Annotated in this window: 22 protein-coding genes and 1 tRNA gene; 10 read left to right on the top strand and 13 right to left on the bottom strand. The window is 49.7% G+C overall.

Annotated elements, in window-relative coordinates; translation table 11 throughout:
* Nucleotides 1-82 precede the first annotated feature (82 nt).
* Together H1R82_RS12620 and H1R82_RS12615 are read left to right on the top strand one after the other, a co-directional pair.
* Nucleotides 83-397 carry a DUF485 domain-containing protein gene (locus H1R82_RS12620; RefSeq protein WP_181731457.1) on the top strand — a complete coding sequence of 105 codons (315 nt, stop codon included), beginning with the start codon at nucleotides 83-85 and terminating at the stop codon, nucleotides 395-397.
* Nucleotides 394-1,899 carry a monocarboxylic acid transporter gene (locus tag H1R82_RS12615; RefSeq protein ID WP_181731458.1) on the top strand — a complete coding sequence of 502 codons (1,506 nt, stop codon included), beginning with the start codon at nucleotides 394-396 and terminating at the stop codon, nucleotides 1,897-1,899. The genes H1R82_RS12620 and H1R82_RS12615 overlap by 4 nt, the downstream gene beginning before the upstream one ends.
* A 64-nt stretch (nucleotides 1,900-1,963) precedes the next feature.
* On the opposite strand, the gene H1R82_RS12610 is transcribed toward H1R82_RS12615, so the two are convergent.
* The 4 genes from H1R82_RS12610 to H1R82_RS12595 all read right to left on the bottom strand — a co-directional run bounded on the left by H1R82_RS12610 (nucleotide 1,964) and on the right by H1R82_RS12595 (nucleotide 4,869).
* Nucleotides 1,964-2,740, bottom strand: a complete 777-nt coding sequence (locus tag H1R82_RS12610) for a cytochrome c oxidase assembly protein (protein ID WP_181731459.1) — start codon at nucleotides 2,738-2,740, stop codon at nucleotides 1,964-1,966.
* The gene (locus H1R82_RS12605) at nucleotides 2,737-3,222 is read right to left on the bottom strand and encodes a DUF2243 domain-containing protein (protein WP_232333924.1); all 486 of its coding nucleotides are present in this window, start codon (nucleotides 3,220-3,222) and stop codon (nucleotides 2,737-2,739) included. Before H1R82_RS12605 ends, H1R82_RS12610 begins: the two co-directional genes overlap by 4 nt.
* Before the next feature lie 467 nt (nucleotides 3,223-3,689).
* Nucleotides 3,690-4,442 carry a hypothetical protein gene (locus H1R82_RS12600; protein WP_181731460.1) on the bottom strand — a complete coding sequence of 251 codons (753 nt, stop codon included), beginning with the start codon at nucleotides 4,440-4,442 and terminating at the stop codon, nucleotides 3,690-3,692.
* Between the two features lie 351 nt (nucleotides 4,443-4,793).
* Nucleotides 4,794-4,869: transfer RNA gene (locus H1R82_RS12595), tRNA-Ala, on the bottom strand.
* A gap of 178 nt (nucleotides 4,870-5,047) precedes the next feature.
* On the opposite strand from H1R82_RS12595, the gene H1R82_RS12590 reads away from it, so the two are divergent.
* Nucleotides 5,048-5,824, top strand: coding sequence for a GNAT family N-acetyltransferase (locus H1R82_RS12590; RefSeq protein ID WP_181731461.1), 777 nt, complete (start codon nucleotides 5,048-5,050; stop codon nucleotides 5,822-5,824).
* A 156-nt stretch (nucleotides 5,825-5,980) separates the two neighbouring features.
* Here the strand turns inward: H1R82_RS12590 and H1R82_RS12585 are convergent, their stop codons facing one another.
* Nucleotides 5,981-6,682 (bottom strand): hypothetical protein, encoded by a 702-nt coding sequence (locus H1R82_RS12585; protein WP_181731462.1) that lies wholly within the window; start codon nucleotides 6,680-6,682, stop codon nucleotides 5,981-5,983.
* 184 nt (nucleotides 6,683-6,866) lie between these two features.
* Here H1R82_RS12585 and H1R82_RS12580 point away from each other — a divergent pair, with 184 nt between their 5' ends.
* Together H1R82_RS12580 and H1R82_RS12575 are read left to right on the top strand one after the other, a co-directional pair.
* On the top strand, nucleotides 6,867-7,550 hold the full coding sequence (locus H1R82_RS12580) for a futalosine hydrolase (protein WP_181731463.1): 684 nt from the start codon (nucleotides 6,867-6,869) through the stop codon (nucleotides 7,548-7,550).
* On the top strand, nucleotides 7,547-8,371 hold the full coding sequence (locus H1R82_RS12575) for a 1,4-dihydroxy-6-naphtoate synthase (protein ID WP_037993148.1): 825 nt from the start codon (nucleotides 7,547-7,549) through the stop codon (nucleotides 8,369-8,371). Before H1R82_RS12580 ends, H1R82_RS12575 begins: the two co-directional genes overlap by 4 nt.
* 345 nt (nucleotides 8,372-8,716) lie before the next feature.
* Here the strand turns inward: H1R82_RS12575 and H1R82_RS12570 are convergent, their stop codons facing one another.
* From H1R82_RS12570 to H1R82_RS12550, 5 genes are all read right to left on the bottom strand, one after another.
* Nucleotides 8,717-9,280 carry an NUDIX hydrolase gene (locus tag H1R82_RS12570; RefSeq protein ID WP_181731464.1) on the bottom strand — a complete coding sequence of 188 codons (564 nt, stop codon included), beginning with the start codon at nucleotides 9,278-9,280 and terminating at the stop codon, nucleotides 8,717-8,719.
* A 103-nt stretch (nucleotides 9,281-9,383) separates the two neighbouring features.
* Nucleotides 9,384-10,094, bottom strand: coding sequence for a LutC/YkgG family protein (locus H1R82_RS12565; RefSeq protein WP_181731465.1), 711 nt, complete (start codon nucleotides 10,092-10,094; stop codon nucleotides 9,384-9,386).
* Nucleotides 10,075-11,514 (bottom strand): LutB/LldF family L-lactate oxidation iron-sulfur protein, encoded by a 1,440-nt coding sequence (locus H1R82_RS12560; protein ID WP_181731466.1) that lies wholly within the window; start codon nucleotides 11,512-11,514, stop codon nucleotides 10,075-10,077. The genes H1R82_RS12565 and H1R82_RS12560 overlap by 20 nt, the downstream gene beginning before the upstream one ends.
* 12 nt (nucleotides 11,515-11,526) lie before the next feature.
* Complete coding sequence (locus tag H1R82_RS12555; RefSeq protein WP_037993225.1) at nucleotides 11,527-12,243, bottom strand: (Fe-S)-binding protein; 717 nt, start codon at nucleotides 12,241-12,243, stop codon at nucleotides 11,527-11,529.
* Between the two features lie 18 nt (nucleotides 12,244-12,261).
* Nucleotides 12,262-13,002 (bottom strand): FadR/GntR family transcriptional regulator, encoded by a 741-nt coding sequence (locus tag H1R82_RS12550; RefSeq protein WP_037993141.1) that lies wholly within the window; start codon nucleotides 13,000-13,002, stop codon nucleotides 12,262-12,264.
* Between the two features lie 364 nt (nucleotides 13,003-13,366).
* On the opposite strand from H1R82_RS12550, the gene H1R82_RS12545 reads away from it, so the two are divergent.
* From H1R82_RS12545 to murG, 5 genes are all read left to right on the top strand, one after another.
* Nucleotides 13,367-14,470: an SDR family NAD(P)-dependent oxidoreductase gene (locus H1R82_RS12545; protein ID WP_181731467.1), complete on the top strand. Its 1,104-nt coding sequence runs from the start codon at nucleotides 13,367-13,369 to the stop codon at nucleotides 14,468-14,470.
* Nucleotides 14,471-14,555: 85 nt separating this feature from the next.
* Nucleotides 14,556-15,458 (top strand): aldo/keto reductase, encoded by a 903-nt coding sequence (locus H1R82_RS12540; protein ID WP_062843255.1) that lies wholly within the window; start codon nucleotides 14,556-14,558, stop codon nucleotides 15,456-15,458.
* Nucleotides 15,459-15,610: 152 nt separating this feature from the next.
* Nucleotides 15,611-16,795, top strand: a complete 1,185-nt coding sequence (megL, locus tag H1R82_RS12535; protein ID WP_181731468.1) for a methionine gamma-lyase — start codon at nucleotides 15,611-15,613, stop codon at nucleotides 16,793-16,795.
* 60 nt (nucleotides 16,796-16,855) lie between these two features.
* A complete protein-coding gene (locus tag H1R82_RS12530; protein WP_181731469.1) occupies nucleotides 16,856-18,418 on the top strand; it encodes a sigma 54-interacting transcriptional regulator in 1,563 nt (520 codons plus the stop codon).
* Between the two features lie 109 nt (nucleotides 18,419-18,527).
* On the top strand, nucleotides 18,528-19,601 hold the full coding sequence (gene murG, locus H1R82_RS12525; RefSeq protein WP_181731470.1) for an undecaprenyldiphospho-muramoylpentapeptide beta-N-acetylglucosaminyltransferase: 1,074 nt from the start codon (nucleotides 18,528-18,530) through the stop codon (nucleotides 19,599-19,601).
* 52 nt (nucleotides 19,602-19,653) lie between these two features.
* Here murG and H1R82_RS12520 read toward each other — a convergent pair whose 3' ends face one another.
* From H1R82_RS12520 to H1R82_RS12510, 3 genes are read right to left on the bottom strand one after another with little or no spacing between them, the layout of a single operon-like run.
* On the bottom strand, nucleotides 19,654-21,516 hold the full coding sequence (locus H1R82_RS12520; RefSeq protein WP_181731471.1) for a PTS fructose transporter subunit IIABC: 1,863 nt from the start codon (nucleotides 21,514-21,516) through the stop codon (nucleotides 19,654-19,656).
* Between the two features lie 15 nt (nucleotides 21,517-21,531).
* On the bottom strand, nucleotides 21,532-22,449 hold the full coding sequence (pfkB, locus tag H1R82_RS12515) for a 1-phosphofructokinase (protein WP_181731472.1): 918 nt from the start codon (nucleotides 22,447-22,449) through the stop codon (nucleotides 21,532-21,534).
* Nucleotides 22,446-23,204, bottom strand: a complete 759-nt coding sequence (locus tag H1R82_RS12510; protein ID WP_181731624.1) for a DeoR/GlpR family DNA-binding transcription regulator — start codon at nucleotides 23,202-23,204, stop codon at nucleotides 22,446-22,448. Before H1R82_RS12510 ends, pfkB begins: the two co-directional genes overlap by 4 nt.
* Between the last annotated feature and the right edge of the window lie 437 nt (nucleotides 23,205-23,641).

Raw genomic sequence — 23,641 nt, 5'->3', positions numbered from 1 at the left:
AATATATATTATTTATTCAATAATCAGACAAATAATTTTGAAGGAGGTTTATTCATTGTCAGAAAACAAGAAGGTTGACAGAATGGCCTCAACGCATCCGGATTGGGAGGAAATTTCCCGCTCACCGGAATTTCGCGAGCTGATGCAAAAGAAACGGCGGTTTATCATTTCAGCCACCTTCTTTTTTGCTCTCTATTATTTTGCCCTGCCTTTTTTCACCGGTTATTTTGAGTTTCTCAACACTCCTTTGATCGGTTCCATCAATGGAGCCTATCTGTTTGCCATCTCCCAATTCTTTATGGCTTGGATCCTGGCCATATTATATGTTCGTCATTCCAACCAAACTGATCAATTGATACAGCGCCTGATCGAGAAGAAGAGGAGGGAAGTTTCGTGAATACAACCGCATTTTCGCTGTTTTTGGTGATTGTGTTGTTGACGCTTTTGGTCACCTATTGGGCCGCCAAAAGGACGCAGACCACCACGGATTTTTATGCGGCGGGCCGGTCGATCAAGGGATGGCAAAACGGGATTGCCATTGCCGGGGATTACATGAGTGCTGCCTCTTTCCTCGGAATTGCCGGGTTGATTGCTTTGGGAGGTTTTGACGGGTTTCTTTATTCGGTCGGCTGGTTGGTCGCCTATCTGGTTGTGTTGATCATCGTTGCCGAACCCCTCCGGAACTCCGGCCGGTACACCTTGGCGGACATGCTGGCCTACCGCATGAGGGCAAAGCCGGTCCGTTCCGCAGCAGCGCTGAGCACTTTGGCGATCTCCACCTTTTATATGATTGCCCAACTGGTCGGGGCAGGCGGGATCATCAAGTTATTGCTCGGGATCGATTTTGAGGTGTCGATTATCATTATCGGGGTTTTGATGATTTTGTACGTGGCATTTGGCGGGATGCTGGCCACCACTTGGGTGCAGATCATCAAAGCGGTCTTGTTGATGGCGGGAACGGTTTTGCTCAGCTTCTGGGTGCTTGCCCGGTTTGATTTCAGCATGGTGGAGATGTTTAATCAAGTTTCGGACAAGCTTGGGCAAAGGTTTCTTGAGCCGGGACTGTTGTACACCAATCCGTTGGACAACATTTCATTGGGACTGGCCCTTTTGGCCGGGACGGCCGGCCTTCCCCACATTTTGATCCGTTTTTATACGGTGCCGACCGCCAAAGAAGCACGAACTTCCGTCGTCTGGGCCATGTTTATCATCGGGGCGTTTTATATCATGACCACGTTCCTCGGTTTTGGTTCGGCCATTCTGGTCGGCCAGGAAAAAATCATCGCCGCGGATAAAGCCGGAAACATGGCAGCGCCCCTGCTTGCCGAAGCATTGGGAGGAAATTTCTTTCTCGCCTTTATTTCTGCCGTGGCCTTTGCAACCATTCTGGCGGTGGTGGCCGGGCTCGTGATTTCGGCAGCCGGTGCCTTTGCCCATGATTTTTATTCCAATGTTTTGCGTGGGGGAAAAGCCACGGAAAAAGAGCAAATGCGGGTGGCCAAATGGGCTTCGGTGGGAGTCGGGATGGTGTCCATTATCCTGGCCATTCTTGCCAAGAACCAAAATGTCGCTTTTTTGGTTTCCCTCGCCTTTGCCGTGGCTGCCAGCGCCAACTTGCCGGTGATCCTCTTCAGTTTGTTTTGGAAACGCTTTAATACAACAGGTGCGGTCACCGGGATTTTAACCGGACTGTTCAGCTCCATCATTCTCGTGTTGATCAGCCCGAACCTGATGAACCCGGAAGATGCGCTTTTTCCGCTGGGGAACCCTGCCATTGTATCCGTTCCGCTGGGTTTTATCGGTGCCTGGTTGGGAACGGTGTTTTCCCGTGAACCGGAAGCGGAACAGAAATTTACGGAGCTCTATGTCCGGTCCAACACCGGAATCGGTTCCGAATAAACGGATGAAGCCTGCTTCAAAAAAAGCAGGCTTTGCTTTGTTTAAGGGTGGATTAGGGTTTTATTTATGGTTTCAAAGCCTGACGGGCGGGAAGCGGTTTTCGTGGTTGCAGGGTTTGATACCCCTTCCGGCAGAGGACGATGATGATCACCAAGTCAATCACATCGCCCCCGTAGTACATCATCATGCCTCCGGCTTCTGCTTGACCCGTCGGAACTTCGCCAGGCGGACGGGCATAGATGAATTTGGCCAGAATTTGATGCGCGGCAAGGGAGAGAACCAGGACAGCAGCCCGGAACGAAAAACGGTACCGGTCAGGGGAAGGCTCCAACTGCAAGAGGGAGGCGGTGTATACATAGCCGGCCAAAAAAATGTGAAGGTGGATCAAAAGATGCAAAAACGCATGTTGATGCATCATTTCCCAGAGGCGGGTGGTGTATAACACCCACATCCCGCCGACATTGAGGAGGGAAGCAGTGACCGGATGGTGGATGGTCCGGACATACCGGGTTTTTAAGAAACGGACAAGCCTCCGGGCGTTTTGGACACTCAGGGTGCAAAGAATGAGGGTGAGCGGGCGGGACAAGTGAATCAAAAGCGGGGACAGCATGCCCAGGATTAAATGGGTTCCCATATGAAACCGAAAATCGGCATGCGCCAGATGGGCCAAGGGTCCGGTCACCGAAACGACAGCCAAAACAACCCCCAGAATTCCAAAAAAGGTACGGGATCGGGGCCATGCCTTCCCCCGGCGGCGGGAATGGACGAAGGCACCATACAGATAGACAAACAATCCCGTCCCGAACGGAAGGATGAACAGCAGGGTATAAACAGGATTCATGCTTCCTGCTCCTTCCGTTTCTTTTGTGAGCGGATGACCAGAAAGCCGGCGATGATCATGATCACGGCAAGTAAATTCCAAACCAGATCATAGATCAACACATTTTCCACATAACGAATCTGATGAATCCGCATCCACTTGTGCTGAATGATTCCGTCGTACAATTGAAACAGACCGGCTCCCAGCACAACGCTTCCCCACCATCTCTTTTTCCGCCAGGAATGGCGCCGGCGAAGATCGGCCAGCAAGAACAATGACCAGACCGTCGCAAACCAGCTGAAGGCATGAAACAGCCCGTCGGAGACAAGCCCGATGCTGCGGGTGGCCCGGTCATAAAAATGATGCCAGTGCAAAAGTTGGTGAAAGACTGCTTCATCGAAAAAAGCAATCAATCCGATGCCAAACAACAACCCGGACCAGAAATTGCGCTTCCAAAAAACCGAATCCATGGATTCACGGGATAACGGACGACTTGTATCCATACGGATGCTCCTTCTTCTTTCGGGAATTTCGCAATTTATCCTCTAGGTTATCCCATGTGTATCCAAAGCAAACGTCTGAAGGATAATCAGGGTTGTCCACAATGTAATCTCTGATTTTCATTTATCTTCCGGTTATGGAACTGAGAGAGGAAATCGACGGTTTAACCAGCTTTCAGAAGGCCCGTTCAGGATTTATTTTTGTTGACACAGATCAGCAAAACCCTGATGGCAACAAGGAGATTGCCAAAATCCCGATTCCCAGTCCGATCAGCGTGAGAGAGGTGATTTCAATTTCAAACAACGGATCGCACCCCACTTTCCTCTTTTGATGAAATATTTCATCATAATAAAATTATGCCGAATCTTTGATGGTTAAAATATAAAAAGATAAAGTCCCCCGAAAAAAATTGAAACATTTGGGGGACTGGATCATGGAATGAAACGTTTCAGCAGGCTGTTTTTGTTTTCTAATAAACGAGGTATTTAAATTTTATGTTCTTGTCGTCCAAATAACTCTCCACTTTATACCGGATCTGATGCAATAAATCAGTCTTATCCACCTTTATATCAAACAAGTTCTCCCCGTAAAAACGCACAAAAATCTTACCGTCATTCAAATCCTCCACGTGATTTTCTCCGATTTCCCGGACAATCGTTTCCACAATGACTTCCCTGGGTAAGTGAGTTTCCAAAAGATCCAATAACTCTTGCCACTCTGGATGAGGTTCCAAAGAGGCCCGATAGTCATAGATTTTTTCCGGACGGTAAAGAAAATAGATATTTCCCATAAAACCAGCCCGCAAGTCGCCTAACCACAGTTCTTGAATCTCCCTGATCCGGGAAATGTCTTTCATCACCTGGATAAAATGACCGGTTAACGCTGGATTCTCCTTGAAATATTTCCCGCCATCATACTCGGAAATTGACAGGACCGAATCACTGATAAACATGCGGTGAACATATGGCTCCTCCTGTACCATTGGATTAAAAAAAACGACGTTAAAAGCGTCAAAGTTCTTTAACCGGGTCCCGGCGAGATGGATGAATTCAGATGAATATTTAATATCTCTTGCAATATCCCCCACCTTGTAATTGGTGATGGCTTTGATTCCTTCCCAATGCTTTAATAGTTTTTCACATATTTTGATTGCCGTGTTCCAATATCCATCCACCAGATATCTTCCCCAACCGGTATAAGCCAGGAAAGTTTTTTGATCCATCGGTCAGCTCCTCTTGCAATCAATGTCTCACTTTCCGAAAGTATGAAAAAAGAAAGGGGAAAAGCAAGTCATTCCCTCTTTATCTCTTGAAAGAACAGGAATCAAACTCTCAGCGTTGAATCAGAAAAAAGATTTTTGGTCCTGATTTTTTCTGTTTGTCCTTCAAGGAAATTAATGAATGAATAAATATGGCCGGAATCGCATCCGAATGCAAACCCTGAAAGACCTGAAATTTGTTTGGTTCCAATCAAAAGAATCCTTCGATTGTTCTATTTCCGGGCAAAGGGAGAGATTTTTTGATGGCGTAGATAAATATATAAAAAACCCCCGGAACATCCGAGGGTTTTCCTTTGGTGGAGCATAGCGGGCTCGAACCGCTGACCTCTACACTGCCAGTGTAGCGCTCTCCCAGCTGAGCTAATGCCCCGTGTTTTTCAGTTACATATTGTATTATAATCACCGGATAGCATTTTTGCAAGAAGAAAATTAAATTTTTTTCGTGGGATTGTTTGTGAAAATTCTGTTCATTTTATGATATACTCTGCCATATCTGAAAAACAACAAGAGAAAAAATACCCCGACGGGGTGAAAAAGGCGGGAGGAACATGATTCGCAGGTTGACGGAAAAGGATCATGAAGCATGCATGAAGCTTTTGATGCCGAAAGCGGCGGAAAACTTGTTTATTCTCGGCGATATTGAGGCATACGGTTATGATCAGGCGTTCCAAAAGGTGTGGGGCGATTTTGATGATCATGGAAACTTGCGTGCGGTTCTTTTGAAATATTACCAAAATTACATCCCTTATGCGCCCGGTGATGATTTTGACCACGAAGGGTTGGCCAAGGTGATGGTTTCAGATCCGGAATTTCAAAACCTCAATGGCTTGGAGGATGTGGTTTCTTTTCTTATTCCGTGGATCGCTTCCAAGCCGTCTCAAATCCGGAAACTTTATTACGCCAAGTGCCGCGCGTTAAAGGAGTCTCAAGTAAATTGGCCGGTGAAAAAAGCAGGCGTTGAGGATGTCGGGAGAATCATGGAGTTATACCGGCACTTTTCATTCAGTAACAATCCGGAATCCATCAAAAGAAACATGGAAAAAGGTGTAGCCCGGACTTATTACATCGAAGTGGACGGACAGATGGTTTCTTCAGCTTCCAGTACGGCGGAAAATACGCTTTCTGCCATGGTGGTCGGGGTTTGCACTGTAAAAGAGCATCAAAAGAAGGGGATGGCTTCCGCCTGTCTGGTCCGGCTGTGCCAAGATCTGCTTCAAGAGGGAAAGGAACTTTGTTTGTTTTATGATAACCCGGATGCCGGGAGAATATATGAACGTTTGGGATTTGTCCCGATCGGCCGGTGGATGATGGTTTCGTTTCAGTAAGTCCCGGCCAGGAGCCAAGGATGGATGGGATCTGAAAGATTCTGCTTCAGGAAGTGATCAATGAAATGTTCCCATATGTTGAATGTTGATGCCGGAAGGCTCTGAAGTCACAATGAACCCGGGGCTGTTGACGCTGTTGTCAACAGCCTGACGGACTTAAAACCACAAGGCCCCTGCGGAAAGTGCCAGAGACAGCAAAAACAGAATGGAAAAAAGAATTGTTTGCTGCTTCGATTTTTGTTGCCACATTTCTTCTTTTTCCAAGATGACTTTGTTCAATTGGGCCAGGTTTTCGGACCATTTCTTTTGTTCAGCCTCAATGGTTTCTTTTAAGTTCTTCAATTTGTGATCCAGGTCTTCTTTTTTCTCTTCGTATTCTTTTTGCCGCTGATCCAGGGATTCCAATATTTTTTTGGCATGTTCATCCAGCTGTTTCTGCTTTTCTTCTTGTTTTTCATTCACCCAGTCGGTGAATTTTTCTTGATGTTGATCCAGTGCCTCGGCCATCTGTTTTTCGATTTCCTCTTGGATTTCCCCGGTTTTTTGGTGCAGCTGTCCGATTAAATCTTCTATGTTTTTCCGCTGTTGGCGAATATAAGCGCAGGTTTCCTGATCATCCTTCTGGATGGATTTTTGGATCAGCTGTACATCCCGGTACGTTTCATTCAGTTTTTGTGAGATCATGACAGCCGATTGGTTGATCGTCGTGGCTTGTTTCAGCTTCTGGTCGATCTGGCGAAACGAGGATATTTCCCGCTTGATTCTTTCAATTTGGTGATACATGTTTCCGAGTTCTTCGTAAATCTCTTGCAAAGCTTCGCCTGTGTTATTCGCGGAAAATCGGTTGAAAAAGCCCATATCACTCTCTCCTAGCTGTGGGTTGCATAATCTCAAGTCACCAATACTATTCATCATATCAATAATTTAAATGAATCCATAATCATTTATTTGTGAATCATTTATAAAATCTTTAAAGAACGTCCGTCTATCAAGGATATGGTATGATGGAAAAACAGACAAGTGTTGAAGAAGGAGATTGAAAATGAAGCCAAAGCCGAGAACATACAAGGAGGACGGTTCCAAGCGCCGGGTGCTGGTGGTGACCTCGGTACAAGCCGAACGGGAAGCTGTTTTACGGGGGATCAAGCAGACCGGAGGGATCGATGTCTTGGTGGTCGGAGTGGGACTGGCCCAAGCAGCTGCCTCCACAGCCATGGTCTTGTCCTCCGCTTCTTATGATTTGGTGATCAATGCCGGCATTGCCGGAGGGTTTCCGGGAAAGACGGACATTGGTTCGCTGGTGCTTTCCAGTGAAATCATTGCCGCCGACTTGGGGGCGGAAACCGCGGAAGGTTTTTGCCCTTTGGATCAGTTGGAACTGGGAACCTCCCGGATTGCGGCAGATGTGGAATTTGTCCGTTGGATGGAACAAGCTTTGCAACATCAAGGGATATCCGTTACGACCGGACGTATCTTGACAGTGTCCACCGTCACCGGGACACAAGAAACGGCAGAGGAGCTGATCCGGCGTGTTCCGGAAGCGGCGGCGGAAGGGATGGAAGGTTTCGGCGTGGCCACCGCGGCCCGGTTGCAAGGCGTGCCGGTGCTTGAAATGCGGGCCGTGTCCAATTTTGTCGGCCCGCGAAACCGGGCAGCCTGGCGGATTAATGAAGCCTTGCAAACTTTGGAAAAAGCCAGCAGTGTACTAACGGAGGTGGTACGATGAAAATCGCTTTTTCCCCTTGTCCCAATGATACATTTGTGTTCCATGCCTGGGTGCATGGATTGGTGCCCGGAGCGCCCAAGCTGGATGTGACTTATGCCGATATTGATATCACCAACCATCTGGCGACACGGCCGGATGGGCCGGATGTTTTAAAAATCTCATCCGCCGCTTTGCCGTGGGTTTTGTCCGACTATGCGCTTCTTCCCTGTGGCGGAGCGATGGGAAGGGGATGCGGGCCGCTCATCCTGACCAAGGATGCTTCCAAAGAAACGGACTTGAGCGGCAAACGCGTTGCCGTACCCAGTGAACGCTCCACCGCTTATCTGTTGTTCCGTCTCTGGACCGCCCGGCATGTATCAGGAGACTTGGATATCCAGGTGGTTCCTTTTGACAAAATCATGCCGGCTGTCCGGGAAGGTACCTTTGATGCCGGATTGGTGATCCATGAAGCCCGTTTCACCTATCCGTCTTATGGACTTCATTTGTTGGCGGATCTCGGGGAATGGTGGGAAGAGGACACCGGCTTGCCGATTCCGCTCGGTTCCATCATTGCCCGCCGCACCCTTGATGTGAAGTCCATTGCCGAATGGACACGCGCTTCGGTCGAATATGCATGGAACCATCCGGAAGCATCCCGGGAATATGTGATGCAGCATGCCCAGGAAATGGATCCGGAAGTGGCCAAGAAACATATTGACCTTTATGTCAACGACTTTACCGCCGACCTCGGCGAAGAAGGGTATAGCGCGATTTATGCATTGCTCAGCCGGGCTGCCAAAGAAGGAATTGTTCCGGAAATCAAGCCCGAAATGTTGCGTTGAAATCCCAAAAGCAAAAAACGGATGGTTTCAGGCCATCCGTTTTTTTGTTCTTTTTAATTTTTCTTTAATGGACCGACCGTAACCGATTCATCCCCAAACGGGATGGACCATACTTCCCGACTGCCGGTGATGGTAAATCGATCCTTGCTTACCATATTTAAGATTTCCTCATCCGAAAGGGAAGGGGCTGTTTTGATAACAGCCGTCAGATAAGTGGTGTACGATTCTCCTGATGGGATGTTCCGAGGAAACCATAATTGCTTTTCACTGACCACAAGCAGTTTCTTTGTATCTTCGGAGTAAAGTGGTTGAACTCTGTGATGAACACTGTCATGAACACTGTCATTAATCCGGGATGCCGGCGATGTCGCACAACCGGTCCGCCAGCCGGCGCATGGGCATTTGTTTTAACGTCAGCCAAGCGTGACCGGTGACTTCTTCTTCCTGAATGATGACCTTTGCGGAAGATTGCAAACGGAAGGCAAACCGGAAATCGGCGTGCCAGTGCGGAGGTTCGCCTTTTTCGGGATTTTCGGGGATCTCGTGCAAATCAATGTCAACGGGAACATTTGGGGGCAGGACGGGTTGAAGTTGTTCCGGAGAGATGCCGGTTTCTTCACGGGCTTCCCGCAAGCTGGCTTCAATCAGTGAACGATCTTTCTTTTCACAATGTCCACCCGGAAGAAGCCAGGCGTTCAAGGTTTTATGCCTAATATGCAGAACTCTTTTTTGTTCATCCATGATGACGGCACTTGTTGTGACGTGACCGGGAAAAGTGGCGCGGGAAGTGATGTCCCGGGAATGATGAAGCAAATCCATGAGCGGGTGGAGGGATTGCATGCCGGAGACGGAAAACCGGTTGGCATAAGCAGCAATGGACCGGGTGATTTCTGAATGCAAAATGGTCACCGGGATTCTCTCCTTTCCTTTTGAGGGTCACATGAAACGTTCTCCAATCCGGCTTGAAAACCTTCCGGATCCGGACATTACAAAAGGGCATCGATGGATGCCCTTAAACGATGATATAAAACGCTTTTAAGGGGCCGTGGACCCCGACGACCAGGTTCATCTCAATATCTGCCGAGTTGCTGGGACCGGATATGAAATGGATGCTGGAGGGCGGGGTTTGGCCGTTTTCAATGGCTTGGTTGATGGCGTGGACGGCTTGGGTCATCCGCGGGACGATGGTGTCTTTCGGAATGATGGCGATGTAATTCTCCGGCAGATAATTTAAAGCCCGGCCTTGATCATCCCGGGTTTGAAGAACCACGGTCCCGGATTCTGCCAAGGCATGGTCGCAGAAGACCACGCCGAATTTGGCTGACGCGGCCTGCCGGATGTTTTCTTCCTTTTTCCCTTCTTGCCATCGGTAAACGGAAATCCCCTGACCGGGCCAGGTTTCATGAAGCAGCTCATGGAGCCCGTATTCTTGAAAGCGCGGATCCCCGGAGATGACCACCGGGCCGCCGCCGTTTTCCGATACCAGCTTTTTCAGCGTTACCGGCAGTTGTTCCCTTGTGGTTTCCATGACGGTTGTGTGGATGTTCCGGCATTGTTTTTTAAATATTTCCAGCAGTTGCTCTCTGCTTGCGCCTTTTAAAGTTTCCCGGTGAACTTCTGTTTTCCATTCCGGACGGGGGACCGGATCCGTCTTTTGTTTCCGTCCCAGCTTTCGGGCAATGTTTTTTAAAAAAGGGTCCCGGTTATGAATCGTTCCTTGCATCCGCTTTCCCTCTTTTCTGTTCCTGTTGATACCAATCACGAAAGCGTTCTTTGGCGGGGGCCGGAAATTCGCGGGATGCCATCCACTGCTTCAACGGGCCGACGCCTTTTTTGAATTTTGCACCGGCTGTAAGTGGACGGGTTGCCGCAGAGGCCATTTTGGATCCCCCCTGATACAAAGTGCCGGAAGAAGCGCCCATTTCAAACATTTTCATGGCCAATTTCTCGGCCAGCGGGGCACGCCCTTCTTGTTCCACAATCACTTGCCGGTGTTTGATCAACAGTTCATGCAGGGGGATTTTTACCGGACATGCTTCGGTGCATGCCCCGCACAAACTGGAAGCGTAAGGCAATTCCTGAAAGTCTTCGTACCCGGCCAACAGAGGGGTTAAAACCGCCCCGACCGGCCCGGGATAGACCGATCCGTATGAAAGGCCGCCGATGTGGCGATAGACCGGGCAAACATTGATGCACGCCCCGCAGCGGATACATTGGAGGATGGAGCGGAACTCGGAGCCTAAAATCTTTGACCGGCCGTTGTCGACGATCACCAGGTGAAATTCTTCCGGCCCTTCGCTTTCCCCTGGCGGTTTGGGGCCGGCCACGGTGATATAGCTGGTTAACTTTTGCCCCACACTGCTCCGGCAAAGCAGGCTGACCAGAATATCCAGCTCTTCCATGGTCGGGACAATCCGTTCCATTCCCATTACGGCGATGTGGGTGTCCGGGATGGAAATGGCCAGGTCGGCATTTCCCTCATTGGTGACAAGACAGATGGAGCCGGTGTTGGCCACCGCAAAATTGCACCCGGTGATGCCGATGTCCGCTTCCATAAATTTTTCGCGCAAAATCTGCCGGACAAATTTGGTCATTTCATACGGGTCGTCCGATTGGTCATAGCCGAGTTTGTTTTGAAAGGTTTCGCGAATTTGTGTTTTGTTTTTGTGAAGCGCGGGAGCGACGATATGAGAAGGAACATCGTCGTTGATTTGCAAAATGTATTCCCCGAGATCGCTTTCCACCACTTCACAACCCGCTTGTTCAAGCGCCGGGTTCAAATGGATTTCCTCGGTCACCATGGATTTGGATTTGACGATTGTTTTGGCCTTTTTTTGCCTGGCCACGTTTTGGATGTATTGCACGGCTTCTTCCGCGGTTTGGGCGAAAAAGACATGGCCGCCCAGCTTGGCGACGTTTTCGCTGAGTTGCATCAGATAATGATCGAGGTTTTCCAGCGTGTGCTTGCGGATTTGCTCGCCCAAAAGCCGCCATTCTTCCCAGTTTCCCAATTCATTGGCGGCAGAAAGGCGCCGGTCTTGCAATCGTTCTTGGGCCGAGGCAACCGCCTGCCGCATCGTGGCATTTTCCAATCCTTGTTGTACCCGGTGGTCAAATGGATCTTCACTGATTTTAATTGCCATTGTGATCTCTCCTTAACGGCTGTTTAAAACTTCCGCGATATGCATCACTTGAACGGGATGCCCCAGGCGTTCGAGCCGCCCCTTGATATTCATCAGGCATCCGCAATCCGCCCCGATCAGGTAGTCGGCTTTGGTTTGCAGGATGTTGTTGACTTTCTCATCGACCATTTCCGTGGAGACGGGGCTCATTTTCACGGAAAACGTGCCTCCGAAGCCGCAGCAATTTCGCGCTTGGGGGAGCGGTTCAAGCTGCAATCCCCTGACATTGGAAAGAAGCGTGAAAGGTGCGTCTTTCACACCCAGCAGACGGGTCATGTGGCAAGACGAATGATATGTGGCTCTTCCGTCCAGCCGGGCTCCCGTGTCCGTGATCCCGAGAACATCCACAAGAAAGCGGGTCAGCTCGTACGTTTTGGAGGCCAACTGTTCAGCGCCCTCTTTCCACTTGGGATCGTCTTGAAAAAGACGCGGATATTCTTTGAACATGGTGGCGCAGGAGCCGGAAGGAGTCACGATGTATTCCGCATGTTCAAAGGCTTGAATCATGTTTTTGGCTGCACTTTTCGCTTCCCGGACATAACCGCTGTTATAAGCCGGCTGTCCGCAGCATACTTGTTTTTCCGGAAATTCCACATCACAACCCAGGTGGTTCAGCAATTCAACAGTGGCCTTTCCGACATTCGGATAAAACATATCCACCAAACAAGTAACAAACAATGATACTTTCACCATCATCACCTGCCCGGTTCATCGCATGTTTTTTTGTTTTTTGCGGTTGGCAAACAATTTTTGCTCCACATTCGCCAAATGCGTGAACATGGATTTTTCCGCTTCCCCGGCATGTTGGGCGGCAATGGCTTCATAAATCTTCTGATGTTCCTGAAGCAATTGATCCGGGTAACCGGGAATCAAAAACAATTGTTGGCGGCTTTCTTTCAATGATCTGGACAAGATGCCGTAAATGGATTCCATCATCCATTCCAACACCGGATTGTGGCTGGCACGGGCAATGGCATAATGAAAAGCCAGGTCCGCCTCATCCCCGAGTTCGCCTTCAGCCGCCGCGTTTTTCATGTCGGAAAGCGACTTTTCCATGGCTTTTAAATCCTCCCCGGATCTCCTTTCGGCAGCGTACCGGGCCATGCCGGTTTCAACGACTTTGCGTGCTTCCAGAAGGGAAAGGAGATCTTGGCGGGTCACCGGTTGAAAGGGTTTAAATTCAGACAAAACTTTTTTGGGGTCCAGCCGGGTGACGAAAGTCCCTTCTCCATGGCGAATCGTCACCAGTCCCATGGTTTTGAGCGAGCTGACCGCTTCCCGGATGGTCGATTGGCCCACTCCGATTTGTTCGCTCAATTCCCGGAAGGAAGGCAAGCGCTCGCCCGGTTGGTAGGTGCCGTTTAAAATGTGTTCTTTTAACAAGTCCGCCACTTCTTCATAGGATTTACGCACTTTCAAAGCAGATCTCATCTTCATTTTCTTTTCCATTTTTCACCTCATAAGGTCATCTGATGACCGGATGATTAAAAATGATCGTGTGCCATTCATGCAACGATGACAATGTTTTGATTGTTGCAGATTCATGTTTTTAAACGGTAATCCCTGGCCGGCACCTTCAGACCGGTATGAAAAGAAAATCCCCCGAAGGGGGGATCCCTGCGAGCAGGATGGAACCTGCAATTCCAGCGGGAAAGGCTGGCGTTTTCATTTAAACTATCGCAGGGCACAGGAAGGATTGGTTACCTTCATCTCCTGCGTGGGGCAGGCGCTTTCATTAAGCGACTGTGTGAAAAAATTTTATCATGTGATATGATTTTTTGTAAATATAAAATATTTAAATGGTGAGAGTTGAATGACGAATCCGCATCAACCGGCTCAGAGAGAAAAGAAACCAAAGTGTTACATATGCAAACAACGGATGGATTCCTCCCATCCCCGTTATCCCAAATTGTGTGTGGAATGCGGAAATTTGAACGAACAGAAACGCCTTGCCCGCCATGATTTGACTTCTTATGTCGCGTTGGTGACAGGCGGCAGGGTGAAAATCGGGTATCATACGGCATTGCGCCTGTTGCGCGAAGGCGCCCGGGTGATTGTCACCACACGGTTTCCTTATGATGCCATCCGGCGATACTTTCAGGAGCCGGATTGGGAAGACTGGAAAGACCGGATTCACGTATACGGGTTGGATTTTCGGCGGATTGACCTCGTGGAGGCATTTGCTTTTTCTTTGAACAAGCAATTTCCCTATATTGACATCATTGTCAATAACGCAGCCCAGACGGTCCGGCTTCCGGATGAAGCGTACCAGGCCCTGTTGCAAAAAGAAAGGGAATGGAAAACGAAATGGTTGGGTTCCGGCGAAGAGCGGGGAAGGGAGTTGCCGGTTTATGCATTTGCGCAAGGGACGGAACCGGATGATGAGAAAAATCTTCTCCTGCCCGTGGCCAGCCCGTCCCGGCATCCGGCGAATCTTTCTCCATTTGTCAGCAATGCCTGGATTGCCAAACCGGATCAGATCTCATTGACGGAAATGCTGGAAGTTCAACTGGTGAATGTCACGGCGCCCTTTTTGATCAGCACCCGGTTGAAACCGGCCATGCTGAGAAGTCCCCATCTGAACCGCTTTATCATCAATGTTTCTTCCAAGGAAGGGATCTTTCGGACCAAACGCAAAGGGCGCTACCATGTCCATACCAATATGGCCAAGGCTTCGCTGAATATGATGACATTGACGATGGCCAAAGATTACAAGCGGGATCGCATTTTTGTCAACAGTGTTGATCCGGGATGGGTGTCCAATCAACTCCCGGCCAAAATCCGGGAACCCATTCCACCTCCGTTGGACTGCGAAGATGCCGCGGCCCGGATTTGTGACCCGGTTTATCTGGGGATGGATGCTAAAAAACCGCCCAATGGACAGTTTTTCAAAGATTATCGCCCGGTGGACTGGTGATTTTCCTCATTCGGGTTTCGCAGAGGGCAGAGGATGGAGATGCCAACCAACTGTTTCAATCTTGTGGACAGAAAGGGGATATAAGATGGAAAGAAAAGTGACCATCGGGAAAACCGGTCTCACCGTCCATCCCATTGGTTTGGGGACCAATAAGGTCGGCAGCCAGGCGGGAAAAGAAGTGGTCCAAGCAGCCATTGAAAACGGGATCAATTTTTTGGACACCGCTTATCTGTACGGCCCCGAAAGGTCGGAAGAGCTGATCGGGGAAGTGGTGAAAGAAAGCGGCAAACGGACAAATGTGGTGATTGCCACCAAAATCGGCCCCAAATTTGTGAACAATCAGGTGGTGGCAGACAACACCCCGTCTTTTTTGAAACAGGAAGCCGAAAAAAGCTTGAAGCGTTTAAAAACCGATTACATCGACATTCTCTATATTCATATGCCGGATCAGGATACGCCCAAAGAAGAGGCGGTCGGGGCGTTGCAGGAACTGAAGGAAGAAGGGAAGATCCGCGCCATCGGCGTATCCAATTTTTCTCTTGAACAGCTGAAAGAGGCCAATCAGGACAGATATGTGGATGTGTATCAGGGAGAATACAATCTGTTGAACCGGCAAGCAGAACGTACCCTGTTCCCTTATCTCCGTGAGCATCAGATTTCCTTTGTTCCGTATTTTCCGCTGGCTTCCGGACTTTTGACCGGAAAATATGATGAAACGTCAACCATTCAGGGATACCGGGCCAATCTGCCCTATTTTCAAGGAGAAGCCTACCGCGAGAGTCTGGAAAAAGTGGAGAAATTAAAAGCGATGGCCAAATCCAAAGGGGTCAATACAGCCAATTTGGCGTTGGCCTGGTGTTTGCACCGGAAAGAAGTGGATGCGATCATCCCGGGGGCAAGAAACCCGGAACAGATGCTTTCGAATTTGAAAACCCTGGACGTGACCTTGACAGAGGAAGACATCAAGCAATTGGATGCAATCTTTTAATTTGGAGTGCCGGTAAGTGGCAACCCATCTTTCCATTGTTGAAAGACAGGTTGCCATTTTCTTATGGAACCGGGCGGAAAAACTCCATCGCACCGTTTGGCACGGATTTTGCAATTGTTTTGCAATGAATGACGGATAAGGGAGGAACCAGGATGGAAAAGAACAAATGGGGTTTTTCCACCCAAGCGATTCATGCCGGGATACGTCACGGGGAAATGGAAGGATCGTTGGCACCGCCCATTTTTCAAACTTCGACGTTTGTGTTTCCCTCGGCGGAAACCGGCGGGAACCGTTTTGCCGGACGGGAGGACGGATTTATTTATACCCGGCTGGGCAACCCGACGGTCCGCCTGTTGGAAGAGAAAGTGGCTGTGTTGGAAAAAGCGGAAACGGCGTTGGCTTTTTCATCCGGGATGGGAGCGGTTGCCTCGGTTTTGTTGGGGATTTTGAAGGCCGGGGATCATGTGGTTTGTTCCAAAGGCTTGTACGGATGCACGTACAGTCTGTTTCATTGGTTGCAGGAGCGGTTTCAAATCCGTTTTTCCATGTGTTCCATGATGGAAGAAGCCGTATTGGAAAAGGCGATTCGTCCCGAAACCCGTTGTTTTTATATTGAAACCCCCATGAATCCCACCCTTGAGCTGGTGAATCTGGAGTTGGTTTCAACCGTGGCCCGCAGGCACGGAATTGTGACCATTGTGGACAATACCCTGATGTCTCCGTATTTGCAACGTCCGTTGGAATGGGGCTGTGACATTGTGCTGCACAGCGCCACCAAATATATCGGCGGTCACGGGGATGTGATTGCCGGGATTGCGGCGGGCCCCCGCCATCTGCTGGAAAACGTGAAAAAAACCACCTTGAAAGATTTGGGGGCGATTTTGTCGCCGATGGACGCCTACCTTTTGATCCGGGGATTGAAAACATTGGAGGTGCGCATGGACCGCCATTGTGAAAACGCGGGGAAGATCGCACATTTTTTGGCGGAACACCCCAAAGTGAAACAGGTATTTTACCCGGGACTTTCTTCTTTCCCTCAGGTTGAATTGGCAAAAAAACAAATGCGAAAGCCCGGCGGAGTCATCAGCTTTGAGATGAAGGGCGGATATGAAGCCGCCGTCCGGTTGCTGAATCATGTTTCGCTCTGTCAATTAGCCGTCAGTCTGGGGGAAACGGATACACTGATCCAGCATCCGGCTTCGATGACCCATGCGGTGGTTCCGCGGGAGGAGCGGCTGAAAATGGGCATTTCCGACGGCATGATCCGCCTGTCCGCGGGGATTGAAAACGCAGAGGACATTTTGGCTGATCTCGAAGAAGCGCTTTCATTTGTGTGATCGATCTTCCTCTTTCCTTCCGCTAAGATAAAAGTAAGAGGGACGGGAAGGAGGAAACGAATGAAAACGATCGCCCTCTGCATTAAAACCATTGACCGGGTGGGCATGACGCATGAGGTGATTTCCTGTCTGTTGGCCGATCATGTCGACATTGAGCGGATGGAGGTGGAATCGGGAAGCATTCATCTGAAAATCCGGTCGGTTCCTTCCGGGGTGTTTAAAAAGTTGACGGAACGGATCAGGCAAATCCCCGGGGTGAAGGAATTGGAACCGGTTCAAATTCTTCCGTCCGAGATGCGTGAAGGACAAATGAACACCATTTTGGAAACGGTTTCTGAAGGAATGATCCTAGTGGACGCCCGGTTGAAAATTCAGGCGATGAACCGGGCGACGGCCGAAATTCTGCGCCTTTTTCCGGGAGATTGGGAAGAAGAGGATCTTCCCGGACTTTGGGGAACGGACCCGGAATGTTTACGGACATATTTGCAGTCGGGGAAAGAGCAGATGAATGTCCCGGTGACCATCTGCCGAGGTCCGGACATGATTCAAGTACTGGCCAGTTTTATTCCGGTCCGTTCCGGCGGAAAACGGCAGTCCGGCTTGGTGATCGTCATTCGCGACATGAATCAGGTCCGCCAATTGCTGCGGTCTGTCAACCGGAAGGGAATGGTTCAGTTTCAGGACATTATCCATCAAAGCGAAACGATGAAAAGATGCGTGGAAACGGCCAAAAAGGTGGCGCAAATGGAAGCGACCGTTTTGTTACAGGGGGAAAGCGGAACGGGAAAAGAATTGTTTGCGCGGGCCATTCATTTTGAAAGCCGGCGGGCAAACGGCCCTTTTATTTCCATCAATTGTGCCGCCGTTCCGGAGTCGTTAATGGAAAGCGAATGGTTCGGCTATGAGGAGGGAGCGTTCACCGGAGCGGGGAAAGGCGGAAAAAAAGGATTGATGGAATTGGCGCAGGACGGGACGCTGTTTTTGGATGAAATCGGTGAGCTTCCGCTCAATCTGCAAGCCAAATTATTGAGGGTTTTGGAAGAGAGGGCATTGAGGCGGGTCGGCGGAAACCGGTGGATTCCTCTTCGCGTGCGGATCATTGCCGCCACCAACCGGGATTTGGCGGATCTGGTGCGCCGGGGCCGGTTCCGCAAAGACTTGTATTACCGCCTCCATGTGATTCCGGTCACCATTCCCCCGTTAAGGGAACGCAGAGAAGACATCCCGCTTCTGGCAACTCATTTTCTCCGGAAATTTTGCGCCCGGTCCCGCCGTCCGCTTCTTTCCCTTTCCTCCCAGTCTCTCCTTCGCCTGCAGGCACACTCCTGGCCCGGGAATGTCCGGGAACTGCAAAATGTGATGGAGCGGAGCGTTTATCTTTGCCCGGAAGGAGAAACCGAATTAAAAGAAGTTTATCTGAGCGATGTGTTGGATACGGATTTCGCTTTTCCCCGGCGCAGTTTGAAAGAACATCTCGCACAGTATGAAAAGGAACTGGTGCAGGCCGGGATCCGGCGGTTCAAAAGCATACGGAAAACCGCCCGCCATCTGGGGGTGAGCCATACCACCGTTTTGAACAAGATGAAGAAGTATGGAATTTCCAAAAAAGACATTTTTTGTTGAAATCAGGGATGGATTGGTTACATCTTTCATACATTGTTCAATGCAACAGGAAAAAAAGCTGTTAAAATAACGTTGTCGCTGAAAACACTGTTAGAAAGGGAAACGACAGATGAATAAAACCATTTTGTTTACAGGTGGCGGAACCGCCGGCCACGTCATGGTCAACTTGGCACTGATTCCTAAATTTTTGGAAGATGGCTGGAAAGTGATTTATATCGGTTCCAAAGACGGAATAGAAAAACAATTGGTTGCCGAACTGAACGATGTGGAATATTACAGTGTTTCAACCGGAAAACTGCGCCGTTACTTCGATTGGAACAACTTTAAAGATCCTTTTAAAGTCCTGAAAGGGGTTTTTGAAGCATACCGGTTGATTCGCCGCCATAAACCGAGTTTGATCTTCTCCAAGGGAGGATTCGTGTCGGTTCCGGTGGTGCTGGGAGGATGGTTGAACCGGGTGCCTGCCATCATTCACGAATCGGACATGACGCCCGGTCTGGCCAACAAGATTGCCACTCCGTTTGCCACAAAAGTTTGCACCACGTTTCCGGAAACGGCCAAACATTTCTCCAAAGAGAAAGGAAAATATGTCGGCGCCATCATCCGGGAAGAATTGAAACACGGGGATCCCGCACGGGGAAGGGAATTGTGCGGATTCACCAGAGAAAAGCCGGTGATCCTGGTTATGGGCGGAAGCTTGGGATCACGCATTATAAACGAAGTGGTCCGCAACAACCTGGATACGCTTTTAAAGCGGTTTCAAATCGTTCATCTTTGCGGGAAAGGGCAAGTGGATGAGTCGATTCAAAAACCCGGCTATTGCCAGTTTGAGTATTTGTCCGGCGAGTTGCCCCATGTCTTGAACATGGCCGATTTTGTCGTCTCACGTGCCGGATCCAACGCCATTTTTGAATTCTTGTCGCTGAAAAAACCGATGCTTTTGATCCCGTTATCCAGAGCTGCCAGCCGCGGGGACCAAATCCTGAATGCGCGTTCTTTTGAAAAAATGGGCTATGCGGAAGTTTTGATGGAAGAAGATTTGACCGATGAAAGTTTCCTGCAACATCTGGAGCATCTCGTGGAAAATCAGGAAGCCTACCGCGAGAAAATGAGTCAAAATTCTCCCGAGCAAAACATGCAAGAAGTGATCCAATTAATCAAATTGACTGCCAAACCGATGTGATAAGAAAAGGTCTCGTTCCCGTTGTCACCGGAGGGAAGAGACCTTTTCAAGTTTAACGGATGTTCTTTTTGAAGAAGCCGATCAGGATGGCCGTGACGAGCGAACCGGCCAGGATGGCGAGAAGATACAAAAGCGGTTGGTTGACCAAAGGAATGACAAAAATTCCGCCATGCGGAGCCGGCAAGGTGATGCCGAACATCATGGTGACGGCACCGGCCACGGCTGATCCCACAATGCAGGAAGTCAGGACCCGCAGGGGATCGGCAGCGGCAAACGGAATCGCCCCTTCGGTGATGAAGGAAGCGCCCATCACGTAATTGGTCAACCCGGATTTGCGTTCCTCGTCGGTGAACTTGTTTTTGAAGAAAGTGGTTGCCAACGCAATGCCGAGCGGCGGAACCATTCCCCCGGCCATGACGGCGGCGTGGGGGGCGAGGTTGCCGGCTTCGATGGCAGCGATGCCGAAGGTGAAAGCGGCTTTGTTTACCGGGCCGCCCATGTCGACTGCCATCATGCCGCCCAGGATCAATCCGAGGATGACGGCATTGGCGCCGCTCATCCCGTTCAGCCAGTCTGTCAGCCATTGGTTCAGTGCGGCGACGGGGGTATTGATCACCGTCACCATCAACACCCCGGTGATCAGGATGCCGAAAACCGGGTAAAGCAACACTGGTTTAATTCCTTCCAAACTGTCCGGCAAAACGGAAAAAGCTTTTTTCAACAAAAGGACAACATAACCGGCAAGAAAACCGGCAATCAGTCCGCCCAAAAACCCGGCTCCCGCGCTGGCGGCCAAATAGCCTCCGACCACCCCGGGGGCAAATCCGGGACGGTCCGCCAGACTGCTGGCGATAAATCCGGCCAAAATCGGAACCAGGAAATGAAACGCTCCTTCGTCCCCTCCGATTTTCATCAACAGTTCTGCCACAGGGCCTTTGGCATCAATGCCTCCAAAAACAAAAGACAACGCAATGAAGATGCCGCCGCCCACCACAAAAGGCAGCATATTGCTGACCCCGTTCATTAAATGCTTGTAAAAACCGAAGGAAGAAGGCGCTTTCTTTTCTGCACCTTTTGCCTCTTGATGTCCCTGATAGACCGGGGCGTCCTGTTGCAAGGCACGCCGGATGAGGGTTTCGGCCTTGTGAATGCCGTCGGCCACCGGAACCTGAATCACGTGTTTGCCATGGAAGCGATCCATTTCCACTTGCTTGTCCGCGGCGACGATGATGGCCGTGGCCCGTTTGATTTCGCTTTCGGTCAAACGGTTTTTCACTCCGGTTGAACCGTTGGTTTCCACCTTGAGGGAAACGCCCATTTCTTTCGCTTTGGCGGACAAGGCATCGGCTGCCATGTAGGTGTGGGCGATGCCGGTGGGGCAAGCAGTGACTGCCAGGATCAAAGCTTCTTCGTCACCGGATTCTTTTTCATTTTCCTTTTCTTCTGTATCCTCCTGCCTTTCCGCTTCCTGGAGGCGGACGATGTCCAGCAGATCTTCTTCGGTTTCGGCCTCGAGCAAGCGTTTTCGAAAATCATCATTCATCAGCAACGTGGACAAGCGGGACAATGTTTCCAAATGGGTCTCGTTGGCTCCTTCCGGAGCGGCAATCATGAAGAACAAACGGGCCGGTTTGCCGTCCAATGATTCATAGTCGATCCCGGAACGACTGCGGCCAAAACCAATCGCCGGTGTCCGGACCGCTTTGGTTTTGGCATGGGGAATCGCGATTCCCTCGCCGATGCCGGTGGATCCTTGCGATTCCCGTTCGAGGATGGCTTCTTTAAACAGATTCCGGTCGGACAAAACCCCGGCTTGGTCCAGCTTGTCCACCAGCTCGTCAATCACGGCGGATTTGGTGGTTGCGCCGAGTTCCATCACAATCGTTTCTTTGGTTAACAAATCAGTGATCTTCATTGGGTTTGCACCTCCTCAAAGCGCCTCGATGTCAATTTCCTTTCGTAATTGTTCCACCTGTTCTTTGGTGCACAAGTCGGGTGAAAACGCGGTTGCACTGCCGGCAGCCACGGCGGTTTTGAATGCGGAGACCGCATCGTTGGTTTTCTCATAGTCGGCGAGAAAGGCGGCAACCATCGAATCGCCTGCCCCGACCGGGTGAACCACGGCTCCTTTGGGAGCGGTGGAGCGGTATGTCGCATCCTCCGTAAACAAAAGCGCTCCTTGGCCGGCCATCGATACGATCACATGGGCTGCCCCCGCTTGTTGCAGCTTCCGTCCGTAAACAACCACATCTTCCATGGTGTTTAAACGGACACCATACAATTGTCCCAGTTCATGGTGATTGGGCTTCAACAAAAAAACATGACGGTTGGCCGCTCTTTTTAATGCCGGTCCGGCAACGTCAACAGCGACACGGACGCCGCGGGCGCCAAGTATTGCGGCCCATTCCTCATAGACGGAAGGGGAGAGCGACGGGGGAATGCTTCCCGACATCACCACGGTGTCTCCCGGCCGGACTTGTTCCAGCTGTTCGTTTAATTGCTGAAACGCTTCCGGAGGGATCGACGGCCCTTGACCGTTGATTTCCGTTTCCTCGTTTTCCCCGGTTTTGAGCTTGATGTTGATGCGCGTATCTTCGTTGACGCGGATCCACCGGGCAGGAATGCCTTCCTGGCGCAACGCTTCTTCGATAAACCTCCCGGTAAATCCGCCCACAAAGCCGAGAGCCGTGGTTTCCGCCCCCAGCCGGTGCAACACGCGGGCCACGTTAATCCCTTTTCCCCCGGGGTATTTGTGTTCTTTCTTCATCCGGTTGACTTGATGGAGTTGCAAGGTTTCCACTTCAACCACAAAATCGATGGAAGGATTCAATGTAATGGTATAAATCATGCCTGATCAACCTCAAATATATAAGTTTTTTGCGCAAGTTTTTCTTTGATCTCCGAAGAAAGAGGGAGTGTAATCAAGGAGGCTTGTTCCAAATCGGCGAATTTGGCAAACGAAACTTCCGATAACTTGCTGGGATCGGCCAGCACAAACGCTTGGCTGGAAAGTTGAAGCGCTTTTTGTTTCAGGCAGGCTTCTTCGGGATCCGGCGTCGTGTATCCGAAATCCGGATGGATGCCGTTGGTTCCCAAAAAACACTGATCAAAGCGGTAACGTTCGATTCCCTCAAGTGCCATGGCTCCGATCAGCGCTTTGGTGGATGGTTTCATTTTCCCGCCCAAAACATAGGCCTCGATGTCGTATTCAACCAGCCGTTCCAAATGCGTCATTCCGTTGGTGACCACCGTGACTTGTTTACCGGCCAGCGCCGGGATCATTTCCAGCGTGGTGCTGCCTGCATCGAGATAGATGCAAGCCCCCCGGTCGACAAACGAACCGGCAAAAAGAGCGATTTCCTTTTTCTCGCGGGTGTGCCGGACCGCTTTTTCCTGAATGGGCATTTCCAACCCTTTGTTTTGAAGCAGTGCTGCACCGCCGTGAACCCGTTTTAAAAGATGTTGTTGCTGCAATTGGTCCAGGTCACGGCGGATGGTGGATTCGGAAGCGCCGGTTAAATGAACCAGTTCCTGCACTTTTACGATGCCTTGCCTTTTTAATAAATTCAAAATGAATTGGTGACGTTGGGGTGTAAGCGTGATCCATCACCTCGCTTCGGCCTTTCCTTGATTGTATCGAAAAAAAAGAGCAAAAACAATTATTTTAAATCAAAACCAATCAAAAACAATCAAAAGCAGGATGAAAGAAGGAGATTTCGTTGTTAATTTACTGGGTAAAATAAGAAATACAGAGAAAAAAAAGATATAGAGCCAATATTTGAAGGGTGTTTGGGCAATAAACAAAGTATTTTAATTCAATGCATAAAATATTTAAGAAAGCTGCGAATCGCGGGATTTAACATTGATTATTATTTGTAAAATTCGAAAAAACAACCCGGCTCGAAATAAGGATGTGAAAGCGGTGTTTCAATTGCTTTTTTCAGGATGAAGACAGGGGCTTGTTTTTATGGATCAAAGTTAAAAATAGAAATTGGTATAAATTACAATCCATAAAATGTTAATTTTGATATATTTATTTC

This window comes from Thermoactinomyces intermedius, assembly GCF_013912365.1.
Lineage (GTDB): Bacteria > Bacillota > Bacilli > Thermoactinomycetales > Thermoactinomycetaceae > Thermoactinomyces > Thermoactinomyces intermedius.
This window is presented reverse-complemented; position numbering and strand designations above follow the sequence as displayed.